At 46.8% G+C, this 14,686-nt stretch carries 11 protein-coding genes; 3 read left to right on the top strand and 8 right to left on the bottom strand.

Annotated elements, in window-relative coordinates:
* Positions 1 to 115 precede the first annotated feature (115 nt).
* Complete coding sequence (gene ponA / locus NI461_RS00545) at positions 116 to 2,659, top strand: penicillin-binding protein PBP1a (protein ID WP_253156093.1); 2,544 nt, start codon at positions 116 to 118, stop codon at positions 2,657 to 2,659.
* 58 nt (positions 2,660 to 2,717) lie between these two features.
* Here ponA and NI461_RS00540 read toward each other — a convergent pair whose 3' ends face one another.
* The 8 genes from NI461_RS00540 to NI461_RS00505 all read right to left on the bottom strand — a co-directional run bounded on the left by NI461_RS00540 (position 2,718) and on the right by NI461_RS00505 (position 11,940).
* On the bottom strand, positions 2,718 to 3,527 hold the full coding sequence (locus NI461_RS00540; RefSeq protein WP_253156091.1) for a putative RNA methyltransferase: 810 nt from the start codon (positions 3,525 to 3,527) through the stop codon (positions 2,718 to 2,720).
* A 54-nt stretch (positions 3,528 to 3,581) separates the two neighbouring features.
* Positions 3,582 to 4,700 (bottom strand): phospho-N-acetylmuramoyl-pentapeptide-transferase, encoded by a 1,119-nt coding sequence (mraY, locus tag NI461_RS00535; RefSeq protein ID WP_151205534.1) that lies wholly within the window; start codon positions 4,698 to 4,700, stop codon positions 3,582 to 3,584.
* Positions 4,701 to 6,104 (bottom strand): UDP-N-acetylmuramoyl-tripeptide--D-alanyl-D-alanine ligase, encoded by a 1,404-nt coding sequence (murF, locus tag NI461_RS00530; RefSeq protein WP_253156089.1) that lies wholly within the window; start codon positions 6,102 to 6,104, stop codon positions 4,701 to 4,703.
* An 8-nt stretch (positions 6,105 to 6,112) separates the two neighbouring features.
* Complete coding sequence (locus NI461_RS00525) at positions 6,113 to 7,609, bottom strand: UDP-N-acetylmuramoyl-L-alanyl-D-glutamate--2,6-diaminopimelate ligase (protein WP_253156087.1); 1,497 nt, start codon at positions 7,607 to 7,609, stop codon at positions 6,113 to 6,115.
* A gap of 11 nt (positions 7,610 to 7,620) precedes the next feature.
* Positions 7,621 to 9,444, bottom strand: a complete 1,824-nt coding sequence (gene ftsI / locus NI461_RS00520) for a penicillin-binding protein PBP3 (RefSeq protein ID WP_253150315.1) — start codon at positions 9,442 to 9,444, stop codon at positions 7,621 to 7,623.
* Positions 9,445 to 9,459: 15 nt separating this feature from the next.
* The gene (ftsL, locus tag NI461_RS00515) at positions 9,460 to 9,792 is read right to left on the bottom strand and encodes a cell division protein FtsL (RefSeq protein ID WP_151205328.1); all 333 of its coding nucleotides are present in this window, start codon (positions 9,790 to 9,792) and stop codon (positions 9,460 to 9,462) included.
* A 10-nt stretch (positions 9,793 to 9,802) separates the two neighbouring features.
* Positions 9,803 to 10,714, bottom strand: coding sequence for a 16S rRNA (cytosine(1402)-N(4))-methyltransferase RsmH (gene rsmH / locus NI461_RS00510; RefSeq protein ID WP_151206665.1), 912 nt, complete (start codon positions 10,712 to 10,714; stop codon positions 9,803 to 9,805).
* A 206-nt stretch (positions 10,715 to 10,920) separates the two neighbouring features.
* Positions 10,921 to 11,940 carry a sulfate ABC transporter substrate-binding protein gene (locus tag NI461_RS00505; protein WP_151205330.1) on the bottom strand — a complete coding sequence of 340 codons (1,020 nt, stop codon included), beginning with the start codon at positions 11,938 to 11,940 and terminating at the stop codon, positions 10,921 to 10,923.
* 777 nt (positions 11,941 to 12,717) lie between these two features.
* On the opposite strand from NI461_RS00505, the gene NI461_RS00500 reads away from it, so the two are divergent.
* Both NI461_RS00500 and gltX read left to right on the top strand, forming a co-directional pair.
* Positions 12,718 to 13,020 carry a hypothetical protein gene (locus NI461_RS00500; protein WP_174660351.1) on the top strand — a complete coding sequence of 101 codons (303 nt, stop codon included), beginning with the start codon at positions 12,718 to 12,720 and terminating at the stop codon, positions 13,018 to 13,020.
* A gap of 136 nt (positions 13,021 to 13,156) precedes the next feature.
* On the top strand, positions 13,157 to 14,665 hold the full coding sequence (gltX, locus tag NI461_RS00495) for a glutamate--tRNA ligase (RefSeq protein ID WP_174660352.1): 1,509 nt from the start codon (positions 13,157 to 13,159) through the stop codon (positions 14,663 to 14,665).
* The last annotated feature ends 21 nt before the right edge of the window (positions 14,666 to 14,686 follow it).

Below are 14,686 nucleotides of genomic sequence, written 5' to 3'. Positions count from 1 at the left end.
TGAGTACGCCTATAATTTTATATAGATACAATAACTCATCTAACAATATGCATATCTAAAGGATATACTGATCGCTCATTAGTTTGCCATTAGCTCTTATTAAAACTTACTTGTTATGAAAAAGCTATCTTGTTCAGGCCTTGTTCATCCATTTTTTTTGATCATTATTATTATAGCGATCTCAGTTCCGATGGGTTTCTATGGCATGTATCTCTATATTGCCCCATCTTTGCCTGAAATGTCCACACTGCAAAAGGCCCCCCTATTAAAGCCCCTGCAAGTTTTTAGTGCGGATAATGAGCTAATTGCCGAGTATGGCGGCAAACTTTCGGTTCCCGTGAAATATGAACAAATTCCACCTGAGTTTATTCATGCCTTTCTGGCGGCCGAAGATTCCAGCTTTTTTGAACATAGCGGCATCAGTTTTAAAGGCCTGGGACGGGCACTCAGTGAAAGTGTAACGGGTTCCGATGTACAGACGGGCGGCTCCACCATCACCATGCAGGTTGCAAAGAATTATTATTTAAGCCCCGAACGTACTTTAAAGCGTAAGCTGACTGAAATTTTTCTGGCACGAAAAATTGAACAGAACCTGAAAAAAGAAGAAATTTTGACGTTATATGTCAATAAAATTTTCTTGGGTAAAAATGCTTATGGTATCGCGGCAGCTGCCAAAATTTACTATAACAAAAGTCTGGAAGAGCTTTCGACTGCCCAAATGGCAATGATTGCAGGCTTGCCCAAAGCACCTTCCCGTTATAACCCGGTCGCCAATCCCAAACGTGCTTTAGAGCGCCGCAACTGGATTTTGGGACGTATGCTGCAATTGGGTTATCTCAACCAGACGCAATACCAAGAGGCTATTGCCGAGCCAGTTAACCTGGATATGCCGGATCGCAGTACCCGTAACAAATTTCCCTATGTGGGCGAAATGGTCCGGGCAGAACTGGTCAGAAATCTGGGTGAGCAGGCTGTAGATTCTGGCTATAAAGTCTATACCACTATTCACAGCCAACGGCAGGCCTATGCCGAACAAGCTGTGCAAAATGGTTTGGAGGCGTATGATCGCCGTCATGGCTGGCGTGGGGCAGAAGCCCATGATCAGCCACTGAGCAATTTCCGTGCCTATGCCAATACTTTTCCTGCTCAGGTCACTCAGGTGCATAAGAATAGCTTTGAAGCCCTGATGCAGGATGGTACGACTGTGACTGTTCCTTGGTCAGGCATGTCTTGGGCGCGTCCCTATCGTAACGTCAACAGCGTGGGGGCTGCACCGAACCGAGCATCACAAGTTGTTCAAGTTAAAGATATTGTCCGTTTAAGACCTAATCAGGATAAAAGCTCTTGGTCACTGGTGCAAATTCCGCAAGCACAGGGTCAGCTGATTGCAATCAACCCCAATAATGGCGCGATTGAAGCGGTGGTAGGCGGCTATAATTTTTATCAGTCCAAATTTAACCGGGCCATTCAAGGCTGGCGGCAACCTGGTTCGATCATTAAGCCCTTCGTTTATGCACTGGCTTTAGAACGTGGCATGACCCCCCATACCATGGTGAATGATGCGCCAATCACTATTGGCAAATGGAGTCCACGTAACTCCGATGGCCGTTACCTAGGTATGATCCCATTACGCCGTGCACTTTATCTATCCCGTAATACCGTTTCGGTACGCCTGCTACAGTCAGTCGGTATTGAACGCACCCGGCAGCTGTTTATGGATTTTGGTCTGCAAGATAGCCAGATTCCGCGTAACTATACTATTGCACTCGGTACACCACAGGTTTTACCTATCCAGATGGCCACAGGCTATGCAACTTTTGCCAATGGCGGTTATCGCATTCAGCCGCATTTTATTACCCGTATTGAAGATGCGCATGGCAATACCATTTTTATGGCCAAGCCTGAATATGCCTGCATTTCATGTCTTAATACCAAGGCAGACGCTCCTGCTTCGGCTGAAGTGATCACGCCTGATGATGAAGCTATTGAGCTGAATAATGCAGCACTGGAAAAGAAAACCGTAGCACCACAGATTTCAGCTGAAGCCAGCAACTATCGTCAGGCACAGCGTATTTTAAAATCCAGCTCGGCCTATGACATGGCCAATATTCTGCGTGATGTCATTCAGCATGGTACCGGACGCGCTGCCCTAAGAATTGGGCGTGGTGATATTGGCGGGAAAACTGGAACCACCAATGATGCCAAAGATGCCTGGTTCGCAGGTTTCAATGGCAAACTGGTTACAGTAACCTGGGTGGGCTTTGACCAGCCGACTACTTTAGGTCGTCGTGAATATGGAGGAGTCGCTGCCCTGCCAATCTGGACTGACTTCATGGGCAATGCTTTAAAAGGCGAGCCAGAGGCTTGGGTACGCCTGGACCGAAATGCCAAAGCCCCTCTAAACCGCTCTAAGGAAGTGCCAGAGGCCGAACAACGGGATCCTTCATCTCCGCCACTGGCAACTCCATTGTACCGCCCTGCCCCAATGGTGGTACCGAAGCGTGCAGAGAGTGATTTTGACGATCTGCCGGGAGAGAAAATTACTCTTCCAGCCGAAGAGTCGGCGCCAGCACCTGTGACTCCACCGACATCACAGGAACAGCCCTTACAACCCAAACGTGCTGATGCGCTCGATAACCTGATCCAACAAGTACAGTAAATTTTACAACCCTCATCAAAAAAAGCCCTCCAATGAGGGCTTTTTATTGCGTGACTTTTTAAAGTGATTTCTTTTGAAACAGATAAATCTGATAGTGAGCTTGCAACTCAAACTGCTCCTGCTGCTCCAGTGCCTGACGGCGTTCCGCTTTGGCCTTATAGGCATAGGGGGTCATGGCAATCAGATGTTTAAGATCAGCCTGTGACAGCGTCATAGAGGCTTCTACTAGCTGTTCACTGAGCAGATCAAAGCCATCTTTGAGCTGCTCGACAAACTTTTGTGGTTCATGCGGTTTTACCTCTTCAAATAAGGCTTCACGCAGAGCATATAAGTGCTGTGGTGCTGGGGTCACCACCATCAAATATGACTTCGGTTTCAGAACCCGCAGAATCTCCTGTTGTGGAATCGGGCTGAATAAGCTGGTACACAAATCAATCGACTCATCCAGTACCGGCAAGGTTGCTCCGGTCCCCACCACCCAGGTCACTTCTTTATTTAGCTTGGCGGCCACCTGAATGGCATTCTTGGCAATATCGACACCGACACATTGCATAACTTCGGCCTGCATCGCATCGGTGTAATAGCCTTCACCACAGCCGATATCCAGCAGGTTTTCAATCCGCAACTCACGGATTTTCCTGATGACCGCCTGCTGTAAGGGGGCGTAATGACCTGCACTTAAAAAAGCCCGGCGTGCCTGCACCGATTCCGGTGTATCGCCCGGATTTTTACTGTGTTTATGCTGTACCACATGCAGATTCACATAACCCTGCTTGGCCACATCATAACTATGCTGATTCTCACAGCGCCAGCTACGCGCATTTAAGCTAAGCTGCTCACGACAGACTGGGCACATGAGTAGATTCATCATTTTCTCCAAAACAAAAAAGCCGGCATCCGCCGACTTTTTCCAATGCATTACTTAACGCAATTTTAAGGTCATTAAGCCCAAAACTACCAGCATAATTGTAATAATCCAGAAACGAATTACCACCTGAGTTTCACGCCAGCCTTTTTTCTCATAATGGTGATGTAGCGGTGCCATCAGGAAGACACGTTTATTACGCATTCTTAATGAACCGATTTGCAGAAAAACTGAAATGGCTTCGACGACAAATACACCGGCCATAATGGCAAATACAATTTCCTGACGCACCATTACGGCGATCGTACCCAGCATCGCACCTAAGGATAAAGCACCGACATCACCCATGAATACTTGCGCCGGGTGGGCGTTATACCACAGGAAAGCCAGACCGGCACCAATCATGGCAGCGCAGATGATCACCAGCTCAGATGAATATTTTACGTAGGGAATATGCAAATAGTTGGCAAAACGCACATCTCCCGCCAGATAGGCAAACACCCCCAGACCGGCTGCCACCAGAACCACTGGCATAATCGCCAGACCATCCAGTCCATCGGTGAGGTTAACAGCGTTCGAGGCTCCATTAATCACAAAATAGGTGAAAATAATAAAGCCAATCCCCAATGGAATCAGCGATAAAGGAATACTCAAATCTTTAAAGAAGGGAATCAGCAAATCCAGCATATTCGCAGTATGCACCGGATTGGTCTGCTGCTGCGCGATTACATACAGTGCAATCCCGGCTCCAAGTGAACCGACTGACGTCCAGAAAAATTTCTTGCGGGCAGGCAAACCGGCATTATCTTTATAACGAATTTTAATCCAGTCATCGGCCCAGCCAACTGCACCGAAAATCACCATCACCGCCAGGACAATCCACACATACGGGTTGGAAAGGTCCGCCCAGAGCAAGGTGGAAATCCCGATCGATAACAGGATCAATATCCCGCCCATGGTCGGAGTGCCCATTTTCTTGGCATGGTTTTCCGGTGCGAACGAGCTGACCGCCTGACCATATTTCAGGGCTTGCAGCTTGCGGATCATGATAGGACCCAGAACCAGACCAATCATTAATGCCGTCAGGACACTTAACAAGGCACGTAAAGTTAAATAACGTACCACCTGAAACGAGCTGTCAATGCCCGCCAATTGTTCAAATAGCCATAACAGCATTTAGAGTTTCTCCATCAATGCAGCCATCAGGGTTTCCATATGGGTATAACGTGACCCCTTAAACAGGAAAGACATCGGCTGAGGTTGATGTGTTTCAATCAAATGAATTAAAAATGGCAATGCCTGCTCCTGATTTAAAAAAGCCTGCATTTTTTTACCATATTGCGTACTACGTGCCCCTTCCTGTGCCGCAGGTGCAAACTCACCCACTGCCACAACAAAGTTCAAGCCTTTCACAGACACCAGATCACGGCCCAGTTTATAATGTTCCATTGCTGCCGCTGAACCCAGCTCACCGATATCCCCCGTCACCATGACCCGGATGCCCGGTTGCTGCGCCAGCACTTCTGCAGCGGCGCGCATAGAGGTCGGATTGGCATTATAGGTATCATCAATAAATAAAAAATCTTTGTGCTGAATAAAATTCAGACGACCTTTAGCTCCCACAGCCTGTTCCAGACCTGCCACAATATCCTCCAGGCTGATCCCGATTGCTAGCGCAAAGGCAGCGGCAGCTGTAGCATTTTCGATATTATGCTCACCTGCAAATGGCAGATTAACCGCTTTTGTACCTTGTGGCGTATTCAGGACAAAACGAGCCGACTGGGACTGTAACTCGATTTCGCTGGCATAGACCTCGCCACCCGCACCGAAACTCAAGACCTGCCCGGTACTCACGGCCTGACGAATTGTCTCTGCATAATCATCAGCTGCCGGCACAATCGAAGTTTCAGAAATATGCGCATAAATTTCCGACTTGGCCTGGCAAATGCCATCGCGCCCGCCAAACTCACCCAGGTGAGCCGTACCGATATTGATAATTCCGGCCACATGGGGCTGCACCAGATTGGCGGTGTAATCAATTTCCCCGCGATGACTGGCACCCAGCTCCATCACAGCATACTGGTGCTCGGCACGCAGTTCCAGCAGCATCATCGGTACACCCAAATCATTGTTCAGGTTGCCTCGGGTCACCAAGGTAGGTGCCAGACGTGAAAGAATACTGCCCAGCATTTCCTTGGTGGTGGTTTTCCCACTACTCCCCGTCAAGGCAATCACTTTAAGCTGTGAATGCTGCTGACGGCGGTACGCACCCAGATGTCCAAGTGCCAGGCGGGTATCTTCTACCACCAGTTGACAAATATCGGCATCTACCGGAGAGCTAACGATCGCCAGCTGACAGCCCTGGTCAGCGACCTGTGCCACAAAATCGTGCGCATCAAAACGCTCACCCTTGAGTGCCAAAAACGCATCGCCAGTTTCTGCATGACGTGAATCGGTTAAAATTCGCTCGATCTGATCGTCAGGCTTTTTATCATTCAGCCAATAGCCTTGGGTGGCCTGCTGTAATTGTTCTATACTCCACGGCTCTAGCGCCGCAGTCGTTGTGGTTGAGGTATGCATGTAAAATCCTAATGCGCGGGAAATGCTGAATCTGTCGTATGATGCCGGGCATCAATTGCTGCCTGAACTTCGACCACATCATCAAACCAGTGACGAACTCCATCAATTTCCTGATAGTTTTCATGGCCTTTTCCGGCAATCACCACAATGTCACCTGCTTGTGCATGCTTCACGGTGTATTTGATGGCTTCCCGGCGGTCCTGAATTTCATGATAGGTCTTGCCTGAAAAATCAATGCCTTGTTTCATGTCGGCAAAAATCTGTGCCGGATCTTCGCTACGCGGATTATCCGAGGTCAATACGGCGATATCGGCACCCTCCAGCGCAGCCTGAGTCATCAGCGGACGTTTACCACGGTCGCGGTCTCCCCCACAGCCAAAAGCTGCCCATAACCTTTTCGACGCATGGCGCTTCAGTGTAACCAGCACCTGAGTCAGGGCATCTGGAGTATGTGCATAATCCACGACAAACAGGCGTTCACCATCACGAATCACCTGCATACGTCCTGGTGCACCTTGCAGTTCAGGCACTGTCGCGATTAAGTCGGCCAGTGCAAAACCGGCCTGCTCTGCCATAATCAGGCTGGCCATCAGATTTTCAATATTAAAGTGTCCCAGCAACGGGCTACGAATGCTAAAACTGCCTTGTGCAGTCAGCAGTTTGAATGCAGCTCCGGAAATACTGTAGCGGATATCCTGAACCTGATAGTCTGCTGGCTGAGACAATGAATAAGTTAATATTTTAGGCTGGCTTGGATTATTTTTTGCAGCATTCAGCATCACATCGGCAAAGTCATCATCCAGATTGATAATCGCAACTTTCAGACCGGCAAACTTGAAGAGCGCAGACTTGGCTTCGGCATATGCCTGCAAAGTCCCATGATAGTCCAGATGATCCCGGCTCAAATTGCTATATGCCGCGATTTCAATCTCACAACCATTCAAGCGACCTTGTTCCAGACCATGCGAACTGGCTTCAATCGAAGCAAATTCTGCGCCCTGTTTTGCATAGCCATGCAAGGCATGTTGCAACTGTAAGGCATCCAGCGTGGTATGCGAGGAGGCTTCCAGATTTGGCAGAATCCCGTTTCCGGTTGTACCCATCACTGCACAAGGCTTGCTTTGTAGCATCAGCAGCTCTGCCACCAGACGGGAAATCGTCGTCTTGCCATTGGTTCCGGTTACCGCCAGAATCCGTACTGGTTTAACTGGCTGAGCCGCCTGTAAATACTGCTTTTGCCACTGTCCCATCAGATGGCGTACCTCTGGCACGACCAGTGCAGGTGACAATCCCAGATCAGTTTCTGAAATAACGGCCAGTGCTCCCTGTTCCAAGGCTTGGTGAGCAAATTGTGCCGTTTTTTCTGGCTGGGACAAGCTGGTCAGTGCAATAAAAATTTGTCCCCGTTGAACTTTACGGCTATCCAGCTCAAACCCGTTAAAGGACTGTAACATCCAATCGGCGGCTTCAGGCCCGGTGTAGATATCTTGGAATGTAATAGACATTAATCACCTATTTACTGGACTTTGGGAGATTCTAAAGGTTTGTCCAAAGGGACATTGAGTAAGCGCAAGGATTCCTGCATCACACGCGCAAAAACCGGCGCCGATACTGTACCGCCATAGTAGGTGCCTTGCGGGTTTTCCACCACCACCACCATGGCAATGCGTGGATCACTCACCGGGGCAACACCGGCAAATAAAGCACGGTATTCACTCTGCGAATAGCCTTTACGGTCGGCACGTAGCTTGTGTGCGGTACCCGTTTTACCAGCGACACGATAACCCGGCACCACCGCACGGGTGGCAGTACCGCCTGGTAAAGTGGCTGTTTCCATCATTAATAGAACTTGATCCGCAATCTTTGGATCAAGCAGCTGTTCACCTTGGGGCTGCTCCTCAAGCTTGAACAGGCTCAGTGGCATTTTAACGCCCTTATTGGCCAGCATTGCATAAGCATCGGCTAACTGGAGGACCGTGGCATTCAGGCCATAACCATACGACATGGTGGCCACTTCAGAGACGTTCCATTTGCTTGGCGGCAGAATCAAGCCGGCACTTTCACCCGGGAATTTCACCGCAGAGCGCTGGCCAAAACCCAGACGTTTATAGAAGGTTGGCAGTGTTTCATACGGCAAAGACAAGGCTAGTTTGGCAACCCCAACGTTAGAAGACTTCCGGATAATGCCGCCCAAGGTTAATGGCCCATAGTTATGGGTATCCCGGATAGTATGGTTGCCGACACGCATACTGCCAGGGCTGGTATTGACCACTGAATTGGCGGTGTATTTACCGCTTTCCAAAGCCATCGCCACAGTCAGCGGTTTCATAGTTGAACCAGGCTCAAAAGAGTCAATCGCACCGCGGTTACGCATCGCATCTTTATTCTGCAAACTATTTTTATCATTCGGGTTATACGATGGCCAGGAAGAGAGCGCCAGAATTTCCCCGGTTTTAACATCCACTGCAATCGCAGTCGCCGAACGGGCATTATTGGCCACCCCTGCTGCGGTCAGTTCACGATACATGATGTATTGCAGGCGTGAGTCGATACTCAGGGTAATATTTTCTCCCGGTTCAACTTCCTTGATGACTTCCGGCTCCTTGACACGGTTCCCTTTTTTATCACGAATAATCTGCTGTTCGCCATCCTTACCCGCCAGGCGGGTATTCAGCTGCATTTCCAGACCTTCAATACCGGTACCTTCACTGTTGGTCAAACCGATAATCTGTGAGTTCGGCTGTGGCTGCGGATAATAACGCTTATAGTTTTTCTCAGTATATACACCCTGAAAATTACGCTTCATGATCAGCTCCGCCTGCTGGGGCGGTACTTCTTTTTTTAGCACCAGATAACGCGAACGCTGACGCTCGTCCATTTTCTTGCGCAATTCGGCCCGATCCATCCCGACAGCATCTGCCAGCTCATCCAGATTCAGGTTTTTATCCGGCAGCTGACGTTTCAATTTGCGGCTATTCGGCTCTTTTTCTAAGGCCAGCATGGTCTCTTCATAGAGCTGTTTATTTTCAAAATAGTCCCGCGGGTCAATCACGATTTTCATGATGGGTGTACTGATGGCCAGTGGCACGCCATTGCGGTCATAAATCACGCCACGCATGGCTTTGATGGTATTGGTTCTTAAAATATTGGCATTGGCTTTATTTTGCAGAAAATCTTTATTGATAATTTGCACATAAAAGGCGCGCCCGATCAAAACGATAAAACACAGCAGCACCACTGCCCACATCAGATAGAAACGGTTGATATAAATATTTGAGGTATTTTTATCAGTGACTGACTGCCTTTTACGTACCGGTTGCTTTTTTCTCTTGTCTACCATGTTGAAGCACTAGCCTTATTTTTTCTCATCTGAAGTCTGTGGTAAGGAAATCACAACGCTTTGTGACACCGGTGGCGAGTACATCCTTAACTGGGTAACCGCGCGCGTACCAATCTGCGCAGTCGCTCCAAAAGTTTGCTGTTCAATCAGCAAACGTCCCCATTCTGCATTCAGATCATCACGTTCACGCAGATAGGTACTCAGTTTCCGGTTGTCCTGACGATATTCAAACACTTGAAATACCACAAATACTGCACTGACAAAGATCATCAGTACCAGCACGATATAAGTAACGGCTTTTTTCAGCCACAACTTATCTGTTTTTTTACCAACCACTTCAGTTTTCATGATGTGCCTATTAAGCTAAACGTTCTGCAACCCGCAGCCATGCACTGCGTGACCGAGGATTGGCCTTCACTTCCTCCTCACTTGCCTTTACACGAGCCACTTTTTTTAAACGTCGCGTATCCTTCTGTTGTTGCGGCATGCCCCATCCCGAGTCTTCTGCGAGTGTCGATTCTTTTTGAATAAACTGTTTAATCAACCGGTCTTCGAGCGAATGGAAGCTGATCACCGCCAGACGGCCTTCCGGTTTTAAAATATCGACTGCCTGAGGCAAGAAGATTTCAATATCTTCCAATTCTTTATTAATAGCAATACGAATTGCTTGAAAAGTGCGGGTGGCAGCATGCTTATTTTTTTCCCATTTGGGATGCGCCACCTTAACAATTTCTGCCAGCTCGCCTGTGGTTGCAATATAGCCGGCCTTTTTAATGGCTTTGGCAATACGGCGACTATAACGCTCTTCGCCATACTGGAAAATAATATTAGCCAAAGCCTCTTCTTCAATCTCGATCAGCCATTCTGCCGCAGTAGGTCCCTGTGAATTATCCATTCGCATGTCCAGGGGACCGTCTTTCATAAAACTAAAGCCCCGCTCGGCTTGATCCAGTTGAGGTGAAGACACTCCCAGGTCAGCCATAACCCCATCCACACTGTCTATGCCCTGTTCAGCCAGTGCCTCTTTTAAATCGGCAAAGCTGGCATGAATAATTTTAAAACGCGGATCTTGCTGTTCCAGCTCAGCTGCCACGGCAAGAGCCTGCGGATCTTTATCAAAAGCATAAACACGCGCATGTTCATCTAATTTCGACAATAATAAACGCGTATGTCCACCACGCCCAAAGGTTCCATCCACATAAACTCCTGTATTGCGACCAGCCAGCAAGGCATCAATCGTTTCGTGAAGTAGTACAGAAATATGCGACATAACAACTCAATAATTAAGGCGAAAAATTTAACTGCACATTATCACTCTGTTTGTATAAAGCTCCAAATGACTTTTTGTAGATAAATATTACTTTTCATGCAGAAAACCATTTTTATTTTCTTTCCAGCATGTTTAGCCGGCTAAAATAACAAAAAAGCCTCTTTAAAGAGGCTTTTTTGTGGACAACTTAAATAACCAAACGATGATTAACGTTTGCTATTGTAAATCTGGTCAAAGATCGCCCCATTGGCAAAGTGGGTTTTCTGTGCTGTGCTCCAGCCACCAAACACCTCATCAATAGTAAAGGTGTTGATTTTAGGGAATTGTGCAGAATACTTGGCCAGTACTTTTTTATTATGTGGACGGTAGAAATGCTTGGCTGCCATCTCTTGCCCCAGTGGTGAATACAGATAATTGATATAGCCTGTCGCCAGCCATTTATTACCATTTTTTTCCACTGTACGGTCTACAATCGCGACTGAAGGCTCTGTAAGAATGGTTAAAGATGGATAGATAATGTCAAATTTGTCCTTGCCCAAAGTTTTTTGGGTAACCAAGGCTTCATTTTCCCAGGTCAATAACACATCACCAATGCCACGCTCAGCGAAGGTGGTCATCGATGCACGTGCTGCCGAATCCATCACTTTGACATTTTTATAGAGTTTAGCTACAAAGTCTTGCGCTTTGGCTTTGCTACCGCCTGGCTGTTTTTCAGCATAACCCCAAGCAGACAGATAGACCCAACGTGGCAGACCACCAGTTTTCGGGTTTGGCGTAATGATTTCCACACCCGGTTTAGTCAGGTCGGTCCAGTCCTTAATGCCTTTCGGGTTGCCTTTACGCACCATAAATACAATGGTCGAGGTGTAAGGCGCAGAGTTATGCGGAAATTCTTTTTGCCACCCTGGCTGAATCTGTCCAGAACGCACAATTTCTTCAATATCATTTGCCAGCGCCAGTGTCACAACGTCGCCTTTCAGACCATCGACAACAGAACGTGCCTGCTTGCCAGAACCGCCATGTGACTGTTTAAAGTTGACATCCACACCGGTGCGTTTTTTCCAGTAAGCACCGAAAGACTTATTGAACTCATCATAAAATTCACGTGTCGCATCATAAGACACATTCAGGAACTGACGATCTGCGGCTTGGGTCACAGTTGCAGTCATCGCCAGACCGGTTGCCAGTAATGCTGCACGAAACAACGATTTCAATTCAGTTTTCATAGCCGTATGGAAGTTCATTTATCATGGAGAGAACTATATGGAACAAAGTGATTTATCGCAATTCAGCATCTCCCTGAAAAACTTGATGGAATAAAAACAATATAAGTACAATGTATTGTTTTTATTCAATAAAAAATTGAAGATACCCGACTTCCGCTAATATATAGTATTTTATTCTTTCTATATGAGAAAAATGGATAATCAACCTTCCAATTTGAGCTTCGAGCAGGCTCAGACCGTAGATCAGGGTGGCTTTAAGTACAGCTAGTCAATAAGGCACCATTAAACAGATTAATTTCTGGAGGAGCTTATAAAAAGTATTTAAAAATTCTGGTTGAGATTTTGACCCTTTACAATTATCCATTTTTTACAAAAGTTGAGAGCTAAGAGCTTTACTTTAAATAAAGAAGTAGCGGTTACGCTCAAGTATTCTGTAAAAAATAATTTTATTTAAAACCAAACACTTATAATAACATCAATCAAATAAAAAGGGTTTTAAAAGGTTTTTCAGGTCTTAAACACAGATACAAATTCGGTTAAAAGTGAATCTCTTGCTACAATAAAAGACAGTTCTTCACGTTCTCTTCATAGTTATTTGCTAAAAATACGCCCTCAAGAGGGGGAAATGCCGTTTTTGGTAAAGTTTTATACCATTATTTAGACTTTTTTGTAAAAAATGTGATACAGTTTTAATTCTCTATATTAAATTGTAGACTTAGTATTAAAAAAACATTTTAAGCAAAATAAGTCCAATCATAGCCAAGGGGAGGTTTGTAAATGAAAACCAGTCTATTGACAACCAGCATCCTGAGCCTAATCATGCTGTTGACTACACAGTTCGGTCATGCGGTGGTCATAAAAAACACTGCACCTAAAACTTTGATTAACCAACTCGAAGTCAAAAACTCTCCGATTGAAAAAGCGCTACAACAGCACAAGACAGATAAGACCCTGTATACGGAAGATAATCTGAAAGTGCAGACGGCCCTAAAAATCACCCCATCACAAAATTTCTTTGCCGCACAAAACCAGCGTTTTACCCGTTTTGTACAAAGCATTTTTTCCCCCAACCATTCTTAAATGCCTGTAGGCCAGTCTTAATCTGACCATTCCCTGCGATTTTTCAGCCATCTCATGCAATGTTTGAATAAAGCATTCAGTAGATGGCTTTTTCGTTATAATAGAGGCAAATTCATATTCCAGACCTTATTCGACTATGACTGTTCGTACGCGTATTGCCCCTTCTCCTACTGGTTTTCCTCATGTAGGTACTGCTTATATCGCCCTGTTTAACCTGTGCTTTGCCAAGCAACATGGCGGTGAGTTTATTTTACGGATTGAAGATACAGACCAGCTGCGCTCAACCCCTGAATCTGAAAAGATGATTCTGGATTCCTTGCGCTGGTTAGGCCTGAACTGGTCAGAAGGTCCAGATGTAGGTGGTCCGCATGCACCTTATCGTCAGTCTGAACGCATGGACATCTATAAGCAATATGCGCTGGAACTGGTCGAAAAAGGCCGTGCTTTCTATTGTTTCGCCACCAGTGAAGAACTTGACCAGATGCGTGCTGAGCAGCAAGCACGCGGTGAGACCCCACGTTATGATGGCCGCGGCCTGCTGCTTTCGCCAGTAGAAGTGGAGCGCCGTCTGGCGGCGGGTGAGCCGCATGTTATCCGCATGAAAGTACCGACTGAAGGTATCTGCACCTTTAATGACATGCTGCGCGGTGAAGTGGAAATTCCATGGGCGCAAGTCGACATGCAAATCCTGCTAAAAACTGACGGCCTGCCAACTTACCATCTGGCGAACGTAGTCGATGATCATTTGATGCAAATCACCCACGTGATCCGTGGTGAAGAATGGATTCCATCGGCACCCAAACACCAGCTGCTATACCAGTACTTTGGCTGGGAGATGCCTATCCTGTGCCATATGCCGTTGTTACGTAATCCGGACAAGTCCAAACTGTCCAAGCGTAAAAATCCAACCTCAATTAATTATTACAAGGATATTGGGGTCTTGCCGGAAGCCTTGTTGAACTATCTGGGCCGGATGGGTTGGTCGATGCCGGATGAGCGTGAAAAGTTCACTTTGGCTGAAATGATCGAACATTTTGACATTCAACGGGTCTCTCTGGGTGGCCCAATCTTTGATGTTGAGAAACTAAACTGGCTCAATGGTCAGTGGATTAAAGCCCTGTCTCCTGCTGAACTCTTAGATACCTTACTGGCCTGGAAAGCAGACCGTGCCAAACTGGAAGAAATCGCTGCTGCGATTCAGCCACGCATTAATTTAATGTCTGAAGCTGTCAACTGGTCAGCGCATTATTTCAACCATTTCCCGACACTCAGTAAAGCGCAGTTTGAAAGCAAGAAGCTGTCCGAAGAACAGGTTCGCCAAAGCCTGCAATTTGCAATCTGGCGTCTGGAAAGCCTATTTACCTGGAATAATGATACGGTAAGCCAAACCTTGATGGACTTGGCTACTCAAATGGAAATCAAGCTGCGTGATTTCATGCCGGCCTTCTTTATTGCAATTGCCGGTTCTACTGCCTCTACCCCAGTGATGCAAACCATGGTCACCATTGGCCCTGACCTGACCTTCGCCCGCTTACGTCATGCGCTGGAAATTGTCGGTGGCCCAAGCAAAAAAGAGCTAAAAACTTGGGAAAAACTGAATGAAAGCCTAAAGTTGCCGAAAAATGAAGCAGTCAATCAAGCTTAATTCATTTTTTTGTTGACGGCT

It is taken from the genome of Acinetobacter sp. S4400-12, assembly GCF_024129495.1.
Lineage (GTDB): Bacteria > Pseudomonadota > Gammaproteobacteria > Pseudomonadales > Moraxellaceae > Acinetobacter > Acinetobacter lwoffii_C.
Note: the sequence above shows the minus strand (reverse complement) of the source record. Positions and strands in the feature narration are given on the sequence as shown.